Annotated in this window: 20 protein-coding genes; 2 read left to right on the forward strand and 18 right to left on the reverse strand. The window is 35.0% G+C overall.

Going from position 1 to position 18,395, the window contains the following annotated elements; all coding sequences use genetic code 11:
• The 13 genes from J8H85_RS10010 to J8H85_RS10070 form a co-directional block, all read right to left on the reverse strand.
• Nucleotides 1–1,599 (reverse strand): sulfatase, encoded by a 1,599-nt coding sequence (locus tag J8H85_RS10010; protein WP_209655059.1) that lies wholly within the window; start codon nt 1,597–1,599, stop codon nt 1–3.
• Between the two features lie 6 nt (nt 1,600–1,605).
• On the reverse strand, nt 1,606–3,501 hold the full coding sequence (locus J8H85_RS10015) for a glycoside hydrolase family 97 protein (protein WP_209655060.1): 1,896 nt from the start codon (nt 3,499–3,501) through the stop codon (nt 1,606–1,608).
• Nucleotides 3,498–3,692, reverse strand: a complete 195-nt coding sequence (locus J8H85_RS10020; RefSeq protein WP_209655061.1) for a hypothetical protein — start codon at nt 3,690–3,692, stop codon at nt 3,498–3,500. Before J8H85_RS10020 ends, J8H85_RS10015 begins: the two co-directional genes overlap by 4 nt.
• Nucleotides 3,693–4,015: 323 nt before the next feature.
• Nucleotides 4,016–4,198: a hypothetical protein gene (locus tag J8H85_RS10025; RefSeq protein ID WP_209655062.1), complete on the reverse strand. Its 183-nt coding sequence runs from the start codon at nt 4,196–4,198 to the stop codon at nt 4,016–4,018.
• A gap of 99 nt (nt 4,199–4,297) precedes the next feature.
• Nucleotides 4,298–4,909 carry a DUF6046 domain-containing protein gene (locus tag J8H85_RS10030; protein ID WP_209655063.1) on the reverse strand — a complete coding sequence of 204 codons (612 nt, stop codon included), beginning with the start codon at nt 4,907–4,909 and terminating at the stop codon, nt 4,298–4,300.
• A complete protein-coding gene (locus J8H85_RS10035) occupies nt 4,906–5,778 on the reverse strand; it encodes a phage capsid protein (protein WP_209655064.1) in 873 nt (290 codons plus the stop codon). Before J8H85_RS10035 ends, J8H85_RS10030 begins: the two co-directional genes overlap by 4 nt.
• 31 nt (nt 5,779–5,809) lie before the next feature.
• On the reverse strand, nt 5,810–6,781 hold the full coding sequence (locus J8H85_RS10040) for a head maturation protease, ClpP-related (protein WP_209655065.1): 972 nt from the start codon (nt 6,779–6,781) through the stop codon (nt 5,810–5,812).
• Nucleotides 6,778–7,290 (reverse strand): hypothetical protein, encoded by a 513-nt coding sequence (locus tag J8H85_RS10045; RefSeq protein ID WP_209655066.1) that lies wholly within the window; start codon nt 7,288–7,290, stop codon nt 6,778–6,780. The genes J8H85_RS10040 and J8H85_RS10045 overlap by 4 nt, the downstream gene beginning before the upstream one ends.
• 4 nt (nt 7,291–7,294) lie before the next feature.
• Nucleotides 7,295–7,594: a hypothetical protein gene (locus J8H85_RS10050; RefSeq protein WP_209655067.1), complete on the reverse strand. Its 300-nt coding sequence runs from the start codon at nt 7,592–7,594 to the stop codon at nt 7,295–7,297.
• Nucleotides 7,595–7,626: 32 nt separating this feature from the next.
• Nucleotides 7,627–8,454 (reverse strand): AAA family ATPase, encoded by an 828-nt coding sequence (locus J8H85_RS10055; RefSeq protein WP_209655068.1) that lies wholly within the window; start codon nt 8,452–8,454, stop codon nt 7,627–7,629.
• A gap of 37 nt (nt 8,455–8,491) precedes the next feature.
• On the reverse strand, nt 8,492–9,691 hold the full coding sequence (locus J8H85_RS10060; RefSeq protein ID WP_209655069.1) for a DDE-type integrase/transposase/recombinase: 1,200 nt from the start codon (nt 9,689–9,691) through the stop codon (nt 8,492–8,494).
• Nucleotides 9,688–10,593: a hypothetical protein gene (locus J8H85_RS10065; RefSeq protein ID WP_209655070.1), complete on the reverse strand. Its 906-nt coding sequence runs from the start codon at nt 10,591–10,593 to the stop codon at nt 9,688–9,690. The genes J8H85_RS10060 and J8H85_RS10065 overlap by 4 nt, the downstream gene beginning before the upstream one ends.
• Nucleotides 10,594–10,608: 15 nt before the next feature.
• Complete coding sequence (locus tag J8H85_RS10070) at nt 10,609–10,887, reverse strand: hypothetical protein (protein WP_209655071.1); 279 nt, start codon at nt 10,885–10,887, stop codon at nt 10,609–10,611.
• 76 nt (nt 10,888–10,963) lie between these two features.
• Between J8H85_RS10070 and J8H85_RS10075 the strand changes: the two genes are divergently transcribed.
• Together J8H85_RS10075 and J8H85_RS10080 are read left to right on the forward strand one after the other, a co-directional pair.
• Complete coding sequence (locus J8H85_RS10075) at nt 10,964–11,530, forward strand: hypothetical protein (RefSeq protein ID WP_209655072.1); 567 nt, start codon at nt 10,964–10,966, stop codon at nt 11,528–11,530.
• A 728-nt stretch (nt 11,531–12,258) separates the two neighbouring features.
• A complete protein-coding gene (locus J8H85_RS10080; RefSeq protein ID WP_209655073.1) occupies nt 12,259–12,711 on the forward strand; it encodes a hypothetical protein in 453 nt (150 codons plus the stop codon).
• Between the two features lie 192 nt (nt 12,712–12,903).
• Here J8H85_RS10080 and J8H85_RS10085 read toward each other — a convergent pair whose 3' ends face one another.
• From J8H85_RS10085 to J8H85_RS10105, 5 genes are read right to left on the reverse strand one after another with little or no spacing between them, the layout of a single operon-like run.
• Nucleotides 12,904–14,220, reverse strand: coding sequence for an ATP-binding protein (locus J8H85_RS10085; protein WP_209655074.1), 1,317 nt, complete (start codon nt 14,218–14,220; stop codon nt 12,904–12,906).
• A 48-nt stretch (nt 14,221–14,268) separates the two neighbouring features.
• On the reverse strand, nt 14,269–15,609 hold the full coding sequence (locus J8H85_RS10090) for an eCIS core domain-containing protein (RefSeq protein WP_209655075.1): 1,341 nt from the start codon (nt 15,607–15,609) through the stop codon (nt 14,269–14,271).
• 12 nt (nt 15,610–15,621) lie between these two features.
• Nucleotides 15,622–16,386 (reverse strand): ParA family protein, encoded by a 765-nt coding sequence (locus J8H85_RS10095; protein ID WP_209655076.1) that lies wholly within the window; start codon nt 16,384–16,386, stop codon nt 15,622–15,624.
• A 13-nt stretch (nt 16,387–16,399) separates the two neighbouring features.
• Complete coding sequence (locus tag J8H85_RS10100; protein ID WP_209655077.1) at nt 16,400–17,812, reverse strand: vanadium-dependent haloperoxidase; 1,413 nt, start codon at nt 17,810–17,812, stop codon at nt 16,400–16,402.
• Nucleotides 17,813–17,824: 12 nt separating this feature from the next.
• The gene (locus J8H85_RS10105; protein ID WP_209655078.1) at nt 17,825–18,394 is read right to left on the reverse strand and encodes a hypothetical protein; all 570 of its coding nucleotides are present in this window, start codon (nt 18,392–18,394) and stop codon (nt 17,825–17,827) included.
• Nucleotide 18,395 lies beyond the last annotated feature (1 nt).

The following is an 18,395-nucleotide window of genomic DNA, read 5'->3' on the forward strand; positions in this document are numbered from 1 at the left end:
TTATTTATTCACATCACTTCCCCACCAATCGTCGTTAGGTTTCCAATCTGGACTCAACATTTTTTTTCTTTGGGCTTCTAACCTGGGCATGAGTTTACTTTTATTGTTTTCCAAACGTTGGTTCCAAGCATCTTCATCCCATTCAGGGTCTTCTTTTGCATATTGGGTATTCATAGATTCTAACCAATCCATCAGTTGCTTTTTCATGTCTGATGCTTTTTCCTTATGCGTTGCAGACACATCATTTGTTTCTCCTAAATCGGTATTTAGGTCATATAACTCCACACGATTATCTTCCCAATAATGTATCAGTTTCCAATGATCTTTTCTCATGATAGAAACGGGTTCGCCACCTTGATTTCCATAATGTGGATAATGCCAATAAAGGGGTCGATCTGGAATTTTTCCGCCATTTAAAAGTGGTTTTAAGCTCAAACCATCAGCGTGATTTTGTGGTCTTAAAGGGATATTAGCCAAATCTAACAGTGTAGGAAACAAATCGGCTCCAGAAACAGGCTCATCAATTTTAGAGCCATTTTGCTGCATCCACGGCACATAAATGAAATAAGGAACTCGCAAGCCACCTTCAAATTGGTAGCCTTTTCCACCTTTTAGTGTAAGTTGATTGGTAGAGAAATCATCACCTGAAGTTACCCCGCCATTATCAGAAGTAAAAACGATGATGGTGTTCTTATCCAACCCGTTTATTTTTAGTGTTTGGATAACGCTTCCTATGGCTTCGTCTACTTGTTCAATCAAGCCAGCGTACACTGGGTTGTCTTGATATTTTCTAACAGGCAATTCACGAGCCATTTCAAAACCATTTTCAGCAATGCCCATTTTTTCGGCTTTATCTCTATATTTTTTCCATTTTTCTTTTGTAGTTTGAATAGGTGCATGCACCGTGTAAAAAGACAAATAGGCTAAAAAGGTTGTGTCTTTATTCTTTTCAATGAATTTTGAAGTTTCTTTGGCTAATTTCATAGAAAAGGACATGCCTTTTTCCTCTGGATAATCCGTTAGATAGGGATTATTGAACGGTGAAAAATAGCCCCCACTATAAGGTCCGCCTCGTTCATAACCTCCTTGATTGATATCAAAACCATGATCTGTTGGCAACGAGTTTTCTGCTGCACTTCCTAAATGCCATTTTCCGGCAAAAAAAGTGGCGTATCCATTCTCTTTTAATACTTCTGGCAAGGTCACATCGTTTTGGTCCAAATGATGTTTATATTCTGGCGGTAATAATTTGGTGTGCCGATTCTTATTTCTCCACTCCAGACCTGATGGAGCGCCATCGAACTGCGTAATACCGTGTCTAGCCGTAAATTGACCGTTTAACAAACTCGCTCGCGAAGGACTGCAAACCGCACAGGTAGCATAACCATTTGTAAAAATAGTTCCTGAGTTTGCCAAGGCATCAATGTTTGGCGTTTCGTAATATTCGCTTCCCATCACACTTAAATCGGCATAACCCAAATCATCCACCACAATAAAAAGTATATTGGGCTTGGTTGGTTTAGCAGGTTGATCTTTGGTTTTGCACGCTGCCAACAAAAACGCGATCGCGGAAAATATATATACTGTTCTTCTTCTCATTAAATTTTAAATTTTTTCAGGTCTAATCCACATACAATGTCCGCCACCAGCTACCATTTTCGCTTTTACTACATCGCCTTTTTTTACGGTGGCTATTCGTACTTGGTACGCTTCGGGGTTTGTTTTGCTATTGGTATCTTCGGCATCTTCATAATAGGTAATGATGTAATTTTGGTTTTCTTTTAGGAAATCCAAAACAATATCTAAAGTGCCACCTTCTGCGTGAACGGATCCAATAAACCAATCATCACCATGTCTTCTTGCCGTAGAAATAAAGGCATCCATTTTGGCATGCAACACCTTGCTTTCATCCCATTTACCAACGGGCATTTCTTGAATGAATTCAAATAAATCTGATTTTTCAGCATAAGCTTCAGGCGCATCGGGGATGCACACCAAACCACTAAAAACAATTAAGGTTCTTGCAGCTTCAGCAGTCACCGTAGTTTCTAAAGAATTTAACTTTTTTGGACCCTTTTCTCTTTCACCTGCATTTACGCTTGTGATATCAAAAATACCGTTATTCATATCCAAAGGCCCTTGAATGGCATTAATAAGCGCCATTCTAATGAATGTTTTTGGTGTAAAAGCGCGTCTGGAATCTTGTTGTGCATGACAATATTCCCTAGTGATGGCATTCGGATAAGTTCTGCTAACCCCGGTAAAAGGTACCGGACCATCATGAAAATCTATCAACAAATTACTTTCGGCACTCATGCGTATGGCATCTCTTGTAAATGGTACGTTTGAACTCATAAAACCATATTTGATGCCTTTCATATTTAAGGATTTGTAATACGGAAACAAGGCTTCATCACCAAAATCACCTTGTCTTCTATCATAATACAAAAGCAATGAAACGCCTTTGTCTTCGGCGTATTTGATTACCTTATCTAAGTCTAATTTGTCAGACAAGGTCATTTTTCCTGGTTCCACATGGGTGTACCACGCATCGTCAATCAAGAAATATTCAATATCATTTTCAGCAGCAAAATCTATAAAACGGTAATAACTTTCGTTATCAATGCCATAGGTAAATCCGTCTTCCGTTGTAAAACCATGTACGCGCCAATCCCAAAGGGTTTTTCCGGGTTTTATCCATGAGGTGTTTTCAAGTTTATTTGGGGCAGCCACATTTAAAGGCACTGTGTTTGTTAACAAACCACCGATTTCATCCTCAAAAAGTATGATGCGCCACGGGGTTATTAATCCCTTATCCTCTGAAGCGAAATCATTTTTAGAAACCAATTTATTGTTATCCTTATCAAATTTAAAATCGATGACATTGAAACCTGGAGCACTTACCAAATCGGATTCCAAAAGCGATAAAAAATTATTTTGACCATTTTCAACCACTAATGGCATTTTCAATTTTAGTTTTTTTGTATCTATACTGCCAAAATCCCCTATAGATACAGGGCCAAAAGGCTCACCTTCACCCGCTGGTGAATATAAGTTGCTTGTATCAGGCAATCCGTATTCTATAATATATGAAGGGTTTATATCTTGTGGCGTTTCATCAACTTTAAAGCGAAAAGCGACTCCGTCATTATAAGTTCTTACATAAAGTTTTGCCGGTATACCTTCATAATCCAAGAAAACTTCCAACTCGTTATAATGATCTTTTATTTCACTGAACTGACCCCAAACAGGCTTCCAGTTTTCGTTAACCTCTTTTGCTTTGGTATCTAAAACTTTTACTTCCAAATTTTGTAAAATGGAGATTTCAGAATTTAAAATAATACCGGTATTGTTTCCAAAAAGATTGTATTTCAAGTTCTTTTCAGAATTATCCAACGTTACTTTAAGGTTTCCGTTAGGAGATTCCAATTCAAGCTGTTTTTGGTTAGCACAATTACTTAAGGTTAGGATTAAACTGATACCTAATAGTATTTTCTTCATTTTGATAATGGTTTTGGGTTTTTAACAAATGCCGCTGGTCGCGTGTTTTTATCGAGTTCTTTTTCAAATTCTAAAGCATATGTTCTTAGTTTAGAAGCAATATCTGGATGTTGCTCTAAAACATTGGCACTTTCACTTATATCATTTTCCAGATTATAGAGTTCTGGTGAAGGTTTGCCTGCTATTCGCATTTTCCAATTACCAGACCTTATCGCTTCTAAAACATCTTTACTGTAAAAAAAAACACTTTATGCGGCGTTTTGCTTTTGCCTTGCAATACGGAAAAAATATCTTTTCCGTCTATATATAATCGTCAAAATAAAGCAATCCCATCGTTAAAATGAAATAATACTTTTAAAAAGGGCTTTTTTAGCTTATATTTGCCTCGTGACGAAGTTCGCGAGTAAATTCAAGAATGTGCATCACATTAAGACTCTATAAACAGATTTAAGTAAGTTCGCGAGTAAATTCAAGAACATCTATTAAATCATCAATAGGGTCTTTTTTATGCCTTTTAAACACGATAATAAATAACGTCGCTTATTGTCTTTACAGATAAATAGAATTGTTCAGATAGCTTTTTTAATATGTATTCTTGTGAATACATCGGCACATCTTTATAAGTCTTTTTAGATAGTTTTTCGTACTCTAAACGTATGTCATCATACTTTTTTTGGGTAAGTTCATTCATTGCCATAAAGCAAATATAAAGTCTATTTGTAATATAGCAAAAAGCAGTTTTTAACATAAAAAAAGGCTCTAAAAATAGAGCCTTTTAAACGTGGTAAGAGATTATTTATCTAGCCAATTCTATTGGTTCATCACTACATGCAGTTATTTCAAATGGAAAAACATTTTGCTTCCCTTGTGGTAGTTTAAAATCAAATTCTTCAATAGATATTCTATAAATGCTCTTATCTATAAAAAGTGAGCCAATTACCTCAATACTGTCAGCAATCTCCTCCCATTTAAGCAATTCTCTGTATTGGTCATAAGCCGAAATTTTTGGTGTGTCTAAGCATAACCCACGGATACGTATTTGCCAATCATCAAAACCGTATATTTCTTTTACCGTGCCACTTTTGCCTAATACACTGGTTTTTGTTATGTTTTTGGCTCTACGAAAATCTACAACCGTTGCGGGCGGTATTTCAAAATCATTAAATTGCTTTTGTTCCAAATCTCCTAAAGGAGTGTAGCATTGATAAGAACCACCTTTAAACTTCATAGGAAACATTATAGGTGTACCCATCCAACTCATTTTTTTAACTTCCTCAATTGGTTTCGTAGGTATCGAACGATAAACAGCTTCATTGCTTATTGGCTCTAAATTGTTAACGGCATAGCTAACTGGAACAAAGCCAAAAGCAATATTAAAAAGCTGTGATAAATCAGGTTTAAAACTCATGAGCCTGAAACTATTGCGCCAATACCTTTATTTCTAATAGGCAAAGCAATAAAACGTTTATCAAAACCAACTATTGTCGCCCTTTCTTTTGGGTCATCCTTTGTTTCGTACATGTGTACTGTTCCATCAGCTCTCATTACTTCTTCTTTTTGGAATGCAAAACTAGAATGTGCAGTTCCTGGCGTTACACTATCAAAAGCCGATTTAACAAGTGTTGCAGCATCATACTTTGGGTTTTTGCTAAACTCCAACATATTGAACCCAGCAAACCTTTGAGGCACTCCATTTTTGAAGTCGGTAATATCTTTAAAGGACTTTAAATCAATTAACATAAGGTCTTCGGTATGTTTTGGGTCTAATACTAAATAACGGTCTTCTTTTGGTATGTCTAAATCATCATAACGGCGTTTTAAAGCCAATATGTCGTTAACCGTTAACCTTTTTAACCCATTGGCATCTACTTCACCAGTACAGGCAATAACTGGCGTGTAAGTGTCATCATTTGCAGGAGCAAAAGCATGTGCAGCTTTTCTAGCGGTGCTAGTTCTTAAACTTTGTTTATGTCCATACAATACGCTTTCTAATTTATCATAAGCCAACTCAATAGCTTCGGGTCTTCTAACCAAAGTATTTTCAGTTTCAAATAAATCCAAAGTAATTTCTAAAGGAGTATCCACACGAGGTAAAACATCAATGGGGTATGTGGTATTATTAATTAATACATTTGGATCTACTCCCACTTCAGCCATGGTCAGTTTATCATATTCGACCAATGCACTAAAGTTCTTTACGAAGTTTAGAAATGAGGGGTCTGGATAAAAGTTTTTCATTAACTGTTTAATCCAAATTTGTTTGTTCAATGTTGCCATAAAATTCTAATTTTTAATTGTTTTTTAATTGTTAATCTTGATTGTTAAATTCAGCATCTACAAGCTTTTTGTATAGCTTCGGGTCTCTTTTTAATTCGTTTGGTGCATACATACGGTATTCATCTAAGCCCCATTTGCTTCGGTCTTTTGACGTATCATTATTATCTTGATGGTTTAGCATATCGGATAATTTAGCTCTACCGTGCATTTTGTTAAGTAGCTCTTTAGTGCCTTGAAAATCAACTTGAAGCATCTTTGTAAAATGTGGGGTCATATCGGTTGTAATCTTTTTAGAAAGCAAAGCTTCATCAATAACCGCCTTAACTTCTTTACCAGCTTCTTCATTCTTTTTAGGCAGTATTTTTTTTACAGCTGCAAGAACGTCATCGTCCGAAGCTCCATCAGAAAGCTCCAGTAGTTTTAATAGTTTTTTGTTCATATTTAAAGGTTTATTTATTACATAACATGCAAAGATTTCGTTAGGTTCTAAGGCGTGTATATTCGTTACTTTTGTTAATGTGTCGTTTTTTATTTCATCAACAAAACCAAGCTTTAAAGCTTCATCGGATGTTAACCAAGTTTCATCATCTAACATGCCCGCCAATTCATTGTTTTTAATACCTGTTTTATTGGAATAAGTTTCCATTAAAACAGACTTAATTTTATCTAATAAATCGGCTTGTTTTCTTAAATCTTTACTCTCTCCAAAACCGCCCGATTGGGGGTTATGAATCATATACATGGCATTTTTAGCCATGATTATTTTATGTCCTGCCAAACATATAACCGATGCCATTGAGGCTGCAACGCCATCAATATGCACCGTAATTTTGCCTTTGTCATATTCTTTGAGGGCGTTGTATATGGCATAGCCATGAAACACACTTCCTCCAGGAGAATTTATTTTAACGGTAATATCTCCTGTCTTTTTTTGCAGGGATGCAATAAACTTAGTATCTATTACATCTTTTCCTATCTCTCCATAAATGGTTAATTTGCTCATAATTGTTTAAATCGTTTTATAATCTCTTCTTGTACTTTTTCATCCCAATTTCTCCTAAAGGTTTCGGAATCTCCCATGAATTGTCTTTTAGGTATTCTTACCGTTAATCGTTCCTTTTTGGTAAGTGCCATAGCTTTCCATTTCTGGTCTCCAGTTACGCTAAACATTTTCCAAAAGTATTTTCGTGAACGTTGTGTAATGGGAATATTTAAAACACCTCCCTCATTATGTATTTGGGAATAAGGCGCACTGGCTTCAAACACAATTTTATCTTTTGTTGAGGAAATAACATCAATGCTATTGAATAGATGGTTGCTTTTTATAAGTAACTGAAATGTATCGTCTGTTTTTTTTGGTAGCCAAGCTTCAAATGAAGCATCTGTAAAGCCTTTATTATGGAAGTTATTATGTATAAATTCCATACCTTCTTTTTCGGCATCACTTTGCAAATCCCGCAATAGCTGTTCACTCATTGCAAGAAAATTGGGTGTTTTATTTATTTTTCCCATTCTTTCAATTCGTTTTTTTAAAGTTTGCAGGTAATGGCTCTACACTTACCCATTCTTTTTTGTTTGAGTTTTTTTTGTTGCCTGTACTGAACATGCTTTCATATTGTTCCTCTGTCGGCTCAAAGTCTTCTATCATTTGCATAGCCCAAAATCTTGTATTAATATCTAATCTTTCTTCATCTGCTATTCTAAGCAACTCCAAAAGGGCTGCTTTTCTTAATCGAAATTCATCAACAGCCCCATATGCTTCACAAGCGATTTCTATTACTATTTTGTTTTCTGATTTATTAAAATATACTGCCATGACTATAAGTTTTAATGTTGTTTAAATCGTTTTTAAAGAGTGTTTAAATTATTGATAGCGTTTCGTACCAATCTGTAATTTCCTAGCCTGTAAAGAGCCTTGATTACTTTTTGGTCTGTAACGTTGTTATGTTCGCAAAGGGTGTTTATTTCGCCTCGTGTGGGTTCTGTAAGTTCCTGCCATTGGTTGACACGTCCGTAAAATTCAGGCATGCCTATTTTGTTCTTGTCGGCTGCCTTTTTTATGTTGCTTAATAGGTACTCAACACCTGCCAAAACTATCCCTCCATTATCCTCTATACCATCCCAAATATCCTGTATGTACATAAGGCTGTTTGCCGATAGTTTTGAAGCTTCATCAATGATTAAAAGCGGATTGCTCTTTTTGTTAAGTTCATCAATAATGCGTTTGGTCATTTCGTGATCACTAGCCAACCACGATACGCCCAAAGCCCTCAGTATTTCAGATAAAAACTGTTTGGTTCGCATGGAGCGTGAACATGTTACTAAGTAAGTGTTTGCATTGGTTTCAAAGTACTGGCGCAATGCAAAGGTTTTTCCACTTCCCGAAAAACCAACGATACCAATCATTTTGTTTTGCTCCCTAGCTTCAAGGCATCGGTCTTGAATGGCTGTATAGTTTGCCGTTTCAATGGCAACCCATTTTTTAACACTAAAAAAGCTTCTAATTTTCATTAGCATACTTTCGTTTAGTTTTTCCCAATTCTCTTTTAATAAATTGGTTACGGTTGCAGGGCTTACTTCCAGTAATTCTGCCATTTGGTTTTGGCTTATGTCCTTTTTCTTTAAAAAGTCCTCAACCAATGTTTTTGTTTCTTGCTGTAATGCTTCTTTTTTCATACATTTGTGTTTCTATAATATTCTAAGCCGATATGCTTTATATCGGCTTTAAAGAGCCTTTTCCGAGGCTCTTTTTTACTAATAGGAAGTCATGAGCGTCCTCAATGTTTGAACGCTCAATTTTCCCTATCGGTTTTATTGTTTTTAGTTTTTCTTGGTCTTTCGTAATATGGTTTTCGTTGTAGAAAATCTCTAAAAGTTCTTTGCTTTCTTTAGAGTTTACTTGGTTTTTTTCCAACGATAGCGGATGCGTTAATTCTAGTTCGTCTAAATTGGCTTCGTTTAAACCTTTGTCAAACACCTTTTTAACTTCATTTTCAATATGGGTCTTGTAGCTTTTCTTTTTGGCTTCGCTCTTAATGATTTTAAGGGTTTCGGCTTCATCTAAATCTACATGCCCCATTTGTGTTTTTATAGACTTTTTGCATTCGCAAATTGGGAGGTCTGTTTTGTAATCGAACAACATAATCCAATCTAAATCCTTTTCATTATAGCGTACTGCAACCTTTTTATTTTGTAACTTTAGTTTGGTGTCGTTACACGCTATTTCGTAGGTGTGCTGTATTTTGTTTACCTTAATCTTAACCATACCACGTTTAACGGTATGGCTTGTTTTACTCCAAAACATCAATGCTGTTTTAACGCTATCCATAGGAATGGCATTAGGTTTTGGCATGTCGTTGCTTATTTGGTTTGGAGATTTACGACCGCTTATATTGCGCTCGTTATATTTGGCAATCATGGTAGCTATACGGCTTTTCATTTCGTTTGGCATCAACAAACCGTTTTTCTTAGCCATTTTTTGTATAAAATCGGGATTTGGGCGATTGTTTCGCTTACTGGTTACGCCCTCTCCTATATACCCCTCGTATAAAGCACATTCAACAGACTGGAATACCCCGAAAAAGCGTTCTATATAACTTTTATCTTGTGCATTGCCAACTTTAGAATTACGCCATTTTATACCCATTCGGGTCATTTGTTCTTTTAAGTCTAAAATTTCTTCGGTCTTTCCTGCACTAAAATTGTCCGATACTATTTCAGAGGGTAAATACCCCTCATTCATTACGGCAATTTTAAGGGCATTTAGTATGTTAAAACGTGTTTCGCTGTAACTCACATCAAACCCAACTATTTTACGGCTGCAAACGTCTTTAATAGCAAATAAATAAAGCCTTATCATCTTGGTTCTGCTATTGTCCCAACAATAAAACTGCATGGGGGTTCCGTCTATCATCCAAACATTTGCAGGGAATTTTGGAAGTTCCCTAACAGCATGTGGCAATACTTCGTCATTAAAGTGTTTTTTCCGTATCTGTAAGCATCAACAAGGGTTCTAAACTTGTTATCACTGCTCATAAGTTGTTTTATAGAACTTTCCGATATGGTTTTATAGCCCTTTAGTTCACAATGGTGGTTTACTAAATCGGCTACAACCCTATAAGGGTAAATTTGCTCATATTGTAGGTATGCCATAATTAAAGCTCTGTGAAAATCTTTAACTTTAGTACCCTCTTTATTGTCCTTTAAACCATTGTGTATTATCTGTTCTACGGCATCTTCACCCATGTATAGGGCTTGTCTTATGGTTTTTAGCTTTACTTTAAAACGTACCAAACTGGTAATGTTTGATTGTAAAACAACCTCATTTTTAATGAGTTCTTTGTGTATTTTAAAACATTCGGACACTTTGCCGTATGTGGTTTTTTCCAGCGTTCCTGTTAAGTGAACCATTTGCACCCAGTACGCATGCTCTTTGGCGTATTGGGTAGATAGTTTTATTTGGTTTTCTTGTGAATAGGCTAACCTATCCCAGTATAATTGAAGATAACCCCCATATGCCTCGCTAAATGCGTGTTGTAATTTAGCAGCAACGGGATTGCTCAATAGGTTAGCCCTTGAAGATTGTTCTTTTTCTTGTATTGCTTGTAATTGTTCAGCTGTTGGGATGTTGTATTTTTCCTTAGTGCCTTTGGGTATGGTTTCAAGTTTTATCCAAACTTTGCGCTTGTCATTAAAATCCTTGATGTTTTCCCATGATTGGGATTTTTTTTGTCTATAATAACAAAGTGCCTTTTTTAGATAGCTTTCGCTTATCCCAAAAGAAAGAAGTTCAGTATATGTAACATATCCAATCATTAATCAGTGAAGCATTTATTTATCATTAATTAAATCCAATATGTCTTTTTCTAACTGTTTGGTTTCAATGCTTATTTTTTTTTCTTTAACATTTTTAGGCTTTAGCTTTTCGTCCTTAATTATCTTTACAGCTTCTTTCATAATACTTATATAAGTATGATGATGATACTTTGTTTTTAATCTAAAAAAGTGACTAATCGTTTTTTCGGTTATTCCTGTTCGTCTATAAATTTCTTTTTTAGAACCAAAAGGCAAAAGATTTCCTATTTCTACTATTTTTTGATTATTTTGCATACTAATTACTTTTAAAGTACATGCAACAATATGATATTTTCATATTTTAAACAAATTATTATTATTATTTCTTATTATGAAAATTATTAAAGTAGATTACATCGATATTTTTGACCATGGTTACAGTTGGGATTTTTCGATTTCAAACAATGAAAATGAAAGACTTTCAAATGTACTTGACTACTTGAAAAAATGGGGATTAATCAATTCTTTAAAGGAATTTGCCAAAGATATTGGAGAAAATTCCGTCGGCATGAATGACTTAAAGAAGGGTAGAAAGAAAATTTCTATTAAGCATGTTATAAATATGAATAATTCATATTCTTACATTAATACAGATTATATTTTATTAGGAGAGGGGTTGCCTTTTAATGATGAATGGTTAGTTAAAAAAGTTGATGAAACTAATAATAGGACTAGAATAGAACTTGATATTGAAAAAGCAAAAGACAAAGAGGCTTGGAAAAAAATATTAGAAGAAAATCCAGATTACATTAATACAACAAAAAAACTGCCTACCTCAAAAAAAGAAACATCACTTTATGATAAGTTAATAGTTGTTCAAAATGAACTTTTAGAGGCTAAGAATGAAATAATAAAACTGAAAGATGAGATTCATAAATTAGTATTAAACCAAAAATAGAAAAGGTAACCTAAAACGTAACCTAAATAAATATAAACGGTAACCTAAATAAATATAACTTTTAACCAAGTCAAAATAAAAGCAAACAATTTTTATTTAAGTATCTGTAAAACAATAAAATAAGGTTGCAACTATTTTAAAAAGCAGTTAGTTAAAATGAAATAATACTTTTTAGGTATGAAAAAATATTGTAAGTTATTGTAAAACAGCCTTTAAACATAATTTAAACGCTGTTTTTTCATTTCTATTAAAACTAACAGGCAAATTGCAAAACAAGCTAAAGCATAAAATAAAATAGTAGTAAAACCAAGTGCAACCGCATCAATATACCAGTAATTAAGCACAAATGCACCTTTTTAAAGTTCTAAATGGTACATGAGTTAACAAAAAATAGTAGTGAATGATAGTTTTTTAAAAAGTATTATTTCATGTAAAAGTACCTAAACCGCCCAAAACCCTAACAAAATCAACCTTTTTCGAACCTTTTTATATTTATGTAATAGTATTGTTTTTAATTAACCCCCATAAAAGCATTTCGAAGTTTAATCAATTTTCAATTTAAATGGAATGCAGCTCAACAAGATTATGAGACACTTTTTAGCACGTATTCAGATTATTTAAATACAGATTTAGAAGGCTTTGGAACATTAAATTATGTATCATCGCATGATGATGGTGACCCATTTGATAAAAACAGAAGTAAACCATTTGAAGCAGGTACTAAATTATTGCTCGCACCAGGAACTTCGCAAGTGTATTATGGAGATGAATCGGCACGGTCTTTAATTATTGAAGGGACTCAAGGCGATGCCACTTTACGGTCATTTATGAATTGGAAAGACATTAACGAAAACCCAGAAACAAAAGCCATTTTAACCCACTACCAGAAGCTAGGACAGTTTAGAGCAAAACATCCAGCTGTTGGTGCGGGAACGCATCAAATGATTTCAAAAAGTCCTTATGTTTTCAGTAGGAGTTTTTCAAAAGGAGACTTCCTCGATTTAGTTGTGATTGGATTGGATTTATCTGAAGGCGAAAAAATCATGGATGCTTCATCAGTATTTAATAACGGGAATAGACTGCATGATGCCTATTCAAATCAAGATGTAATAGTTGAAAACGGAACTGTTAAAATCAACTCTAATTTCACTATTGTTCTATTAGAAAATGGCGCTGAATAATCACTGACATAATGTTGATTATCAATTAATTTTGTCAAATTGAGCGCAGTCGAAACCTAATTAAAAATCGAACTTTTTAAGACCTTTCGAGTGCGCTTAAGGTGATATAGTTTGACATTATTGACTAAAGAACTTTAAAATTGAATTTCTCACATTGAACTCACAATGAATAATTTCTTTTTTTTCATTGGATTATCGCATAATTCTTCCACCTTTTTGATATTCTCTTTGAATTCCATTAACAATGTATGATTGATATACAGTTTTTTTATTATCAGCCAAGGCACACAAACAAGAATATTGAACAATATTCATTATTTCTGCACCAGATAACTCGTATTTTTGGACAAGTTGAACAAGGTCAATATCTGAATGAAGTTTAACTTTAGATGGAAATGCATTTTTCCAAAGCAATAATCTTTCTGAAAACTTGGGCAACGGAAAATGAATGATAGCCTGAAAGCGTCTTACAAATGCTTCATCAATATTGCTTTTAAGGTTAGATGCCAAAATAACCAGCCCATTATAATTTTCTATTCTTTGTAATAAATAGGAAACTTCTTGATTTGCATATTTATCATGTGCATCCCTTACGTTGGTGCGTTTACCAAAAAGGGCATCAGCTTCATCAAAAAAAAGTATGTTCTCGGTTTTTTCTGCTTTAGCTAGTAAATTAGATAGATTTTTTTCAGTTTCACCTATAAATTTAGACACAACCATCGAAAGATCTATTTTATAAACATCTTTACCCGTCTGCTTACCCAATAGGCTTGCCGTTAACGTTTTGCCCGTTCCTGGTGGCCCATGAAACAGCACTCTGTAACCGGGTTTCAGTTTTTTGTGCATCCCCCAGTCATTCATCAAGGTATTACCATGTGTTATCCAAGCGTGTAATTCCTGAATTTGTTTAGAGGTTTCATCACTTAAAATGAGGTCATCCCAATCCATTTTTGTTTCAATAACTTGGGCTGGAAATTTCATACTAAAGCTTGGTTTATTGGTTTTTCCTTGGGTTAAAAGTTCTACATATTCTTGCGACATTATAATTTTTCCGCTCAACTTGGGTTCTCCTTCAAGAGGTTTTTCTAACCATAAAATTTGATGTTTTGCAAAAAAATGATTGGAATGAAAAATATCATATGTCTTTTTGTTTTCCTGAAAATTTATTCCAGAAAGCAAAAACATAGTCGTTTCGCCAGTTGGAAGAAAACCTCTAAAGTTTTTCCCTCGAACACCTCCAAGCTGAGGAAAATCTCCCGTAGTTGCTAATTTATTTTGAATGATACTATCCAGAAAGTTGCTTTGCACATGAGGTGAAAGGCAAAGTAACAATACTAATTTTTCTTCTTTATCCAATCCAGCTTCCTTAATAAAATCTGGGATATACAATGTCCATTCACTCATTTCTGGTATCGTGGGCTCTTGGTTATCCTTATCGGGTTGAAAATATTGGTCCAATCGGTACTGAATAAATTCTTTTAGATATTTGAATTCTGGATTAGTGTTCATAATTAAGCTTATTGATAAAGTTCTTCTGCATTTTATATTTAATGTTGATTAAGGCACAGATTCAGTAGCAGTAGTTGGGCAGGTAAAAGTTGCACCATGGAATGGATCTATAGCATCCTGATCAGCTTGTGCTTCCGCTTTCCAAGATTCCTGCATGCTACGTAATTGCTCTCTAATTTGTGATATGCCTGCATCTCGATTTTCAGCTTCTACGCTAAAATTAATTGCTCGAAATCGTTCCTGCATAACTGTTCTCCATCGTTCTCCAATAACTCGATGCTCTTGTTCATGAGCATTCAACACTGTCATCATAGCATTCCAAGCAGCTCTATCTGCTTCTCGGTTAGGACGTTTAGAAGGTGACCATGAGGGTTTATCTATGGTTGTGTTTACAGTTACCGTAAGTCCACTATGTCCAGTTACTGTTAAACGAATGCGACCATCATCCATTGATTCAGGTGGACTAATATTTAAATTGCCATTAAAACTATAATCTGAATTAGTTTGTGCCCACCCGGGTAAATAGGGCGAATTATTATCTAACCACTCTACCACATCATCACATTCCAATTCTGATGGTACTCTATAGGCTTGAATTTTTGGTTGAATATTTTTTGATTGCTGCACCACATGTGTCAATTCATGTGCTAGTAAACGCTTTCCATTGGCAGAATCTGGATTGTACTTTCCTGAATTAAAATACACATCTTTTCCATGAGTGAAAGCTTGAGCCCCTAATTGTTTATTCATTTTTACAGCATCTGTATCCGTATGAATATTTACATCACTAAAATCGACCCCAAAAGACGACTCCATTTCTGATTTTATGTTTCTTGACAAACTTTTACCCTTTCCTGATTTGTTTTTTATTTGTTGTGAAAGTGTATTGCTTACGGTTTGATTTGTGGAATTACTCTTTGATTGTATCATTTCTTCCTCTTCCTCCCCATCCTTTTTACTCACCATTTCTTCCTCTTCCTCTTCTGCTTCTTTCATACTAACCGCTTCTTCCTCTTCTTCACCTTCTTTCTTGCTGATTTCTCGCTTTTCCTGAACTAATTTACCCTCTTCTACACGTTGTTCAGCAGTTCCTAATTTCTCATCTTCTTGTGGGGTCGCTAAAGATTCACGTTGGATATTACTTATTTCTTTATTTTGAATATTTGGTTTTGCAGCATTATTAACTACCGCATCCGCCATACTATCTGCTTCTTTTTCATATTTATCGCCAGGTTTACCAACCGTAAGTTTTGTTTGTACACCTAATGCGTTTGAACCATTAAAGAATGGCGTTCTGTTTTCCTTCGAAAAAAATGGGGCTTCCGTTTTTTCAGTTTCTTCGTTATTGTGAGGACTTTTATTCCGACGGCTAGAAAATATGCTTTTCATGATTCATTATTTTTAATTAGTTTTTAACAAAAACTCTTTTGCAAGTTCTGTATAATCTTCTGCGCCATTCGAACTTTTATCGAATGTAAAAATATCCAACCCGTTTTCCTGTGCATTAGCAAGCGTGATATTTGATCTGACACGGCTTTCAAACACTTTTCCTTTTGAAAATTCTTTTTCAAGTTGTGTTTTAACTTTACGGTTCATTGTTTTTCTTTGGTCATATCTGGTAAGCACAAATCCTAAAAGTTTAAGATTTTTATTCATTTTTTTCACAAGATCTAAATGTTTTAAAAAACTCTTAGCTCCTTTTAAGGGTAAAAATTCTGCCTGTAATGGTATCAAAACCATATCGCTTGCTACCAAGGCGTTTATAGTTAGCATTCCCATGGAGGGCGGACAATCAATAAAAACAAAATCATAGCCTTTAAGTGAACTAAGAAGTTGTGCCAAAATTTGTTCCCTGCCGTAAACACTGGCTAGTTCCAATTCAGCATTTGCCAAATCTAATGATGATGGTATTAAATCCAATCCTGAAGCACTTATTAAAGCATCTGTTATTTTTGTCCGTTCACCAAATGCTTCTTTATGCAATACTGTGTAAACAGATTTTTTAACTTCATCTTTTATTACTAAAGATTGTGTGAGGTTCGCTTGCGGATCCACATCAATAAGCAATACCTTTTTGCCCAGATTCTTTAAACCGGCGGCAAGGTTTATTGCCGTTGTTGTTTTTCCTACCCCACCTTTAAAATTTGCTACAGAAATTATTTTCATACCTATTATTATTTTAACCTAATTTACCATTAAAATACTGCATGGCCTTATCCCAAACAGCGCAACCTACTTTATTACCTAGTTTTCGCGCTTCTAAATCGCCAGACACAAAATGAATGCCTCCATAAAGTCTGGATATACCTGCCTCATCTGCTGCTGCTTTTAAGGTGTCCCAACACAATGTAATATCTTCTGAAGGTGTACAACCAGGCTCAACTTTAGAGCCTCCTTTTGGTATGGTAACTGAATCTCCATATTTTCCGCTTTCGCAAAAATTTGAAAGCACTTCAGCAGTTGCTGCACTGAATGTACTATGACCTGAAACATACTCACCAAAAGGCGGTGTTGGAATATATGGCAACCAGTTATCTCCTTCAATTTCCTTGGTGCCTTCACAAGGACCTCCCCAAGCCTTAACCGTTTTACCTCTATATACATAATGAATTGCCGAAATGGGCCTTACATAATCATAATATAATTTGCAGTCCCAGGCTGCTATGGCTGCATCCATTAATGCATTGGATACTGCAAAAAACATCTTAATATCAAAAGCATTCTTGTAACCATATTTTTTTGAAAGGTACCTTGCTATTCTACAACATTGTTCAGGAGGTGCTGCCCAAGGTCCATTTTTATTATTAATAGCATCGGCAAACTTGTCTTCATGCATCCCGCCCCAGAATTCGGCTATCATTTTTTGCTCATCGGTTAATCCTTCACTATATTTTAAAAGAACCTCAGCTTGTTTTTCATAGGCGCGAGTACCACATTTGATAGGAGCAGGTGGTCTAAACTCGCCACCCCACTTTAATGCAAAAGGTTTTACCAACCCCCAATGTGCGGTAAGGCATTGTTGTGGCTTATTATCTTTTAATTGAGGTTGCCAGCGATCAGGATATTTTATGGATTGTGGTAATGGTGGGTTAGCAGGATGATAGCCACTGAAATCGGAAAAATGGCCTGCATATAAAGTTGAATATGCGTTAGATAAGTCGCCTGAACGACATTCAATAATCAATCTACCCGACAAATTGCCTATACCAGCAGGATTGTTAGGTTTTAAGTTTTTATCATCGGGGTCAAAACCACAATCGCACATAAAATCCCGGAACATGTTTTTATGTTCTGGTGGTAATGATAGCCAGAACAATTCCTGCAATACGGTATATGCGGCATGACTGTATGCACGCTCCCTATTACCTGAAATGCACTCGCTATCGGGCTGTTTTAAACGGCTACCAGTAGTGGTACTTACTTCACAACCGCCATCATTGTAATTGGTCCATGCATCATACATAGCTGTGTGAACCATTGCCAATGCTCTAGAAGCTATGGTTGGTGGTAAACCCACATAATGTATGGCATCGCAGGTTAACCGATTCCATTTGTGGGCTTTACTGGGTTTGTAATTTTCGTTTGTTGCCATGTCTATATAGTATTAAATATTTTGATTATATAATTTCATTGACAATTCAGAATCTTGCGGTGAAATTAACCTCTTCGTTTTAACAAACTCTCCTAAATTCCATAAGTCGACTCCTTTAGCACCTTCATTTTCATGCCAACTTGTTCCATGCCAATCATTGTTAGCTTCTTCATCATATATATAATTTCTAGCTATTTTAAACTCTTGCCCTATTTTAGTCACCAAAAAAAGAATATCTATACTTAAATAACCATCTTGTTCCTGATTCATAACAGAACAAAATGCTATATATATATTGTCAAACCTTTTAGATTTAGATTTATATTCACTCAATTTAAATAAAATCCTCTTTTTAAATGGCTCAGTTGGTGCAGGTGGAACTGGTATAAAAGATGGCATTTTAGGTTTGGGATATTCTCTAATAATAACTCCTAAATTATTCTTCAGAGCTTCAACGCAAAATGAGTATAGTAAGATAGCTTTTTCATTTGCATCCTTAAAATTATTATCTTGTTGAGCCGTAAAACTAGCATCTGCTTCAACCTGAAAAAAATTTTCTAAAAATTCTATTACATTATCCATA

This window comes from Mariniflexile gromovii (assembly GCF_017814435.1).
Classification (GTDB): Bacteria; Bacteroidota; Bacteroidia; order Flavobacteriales; family Flavobacteriaceae; genus Mariniflexile; species Mariniflexile gromovii.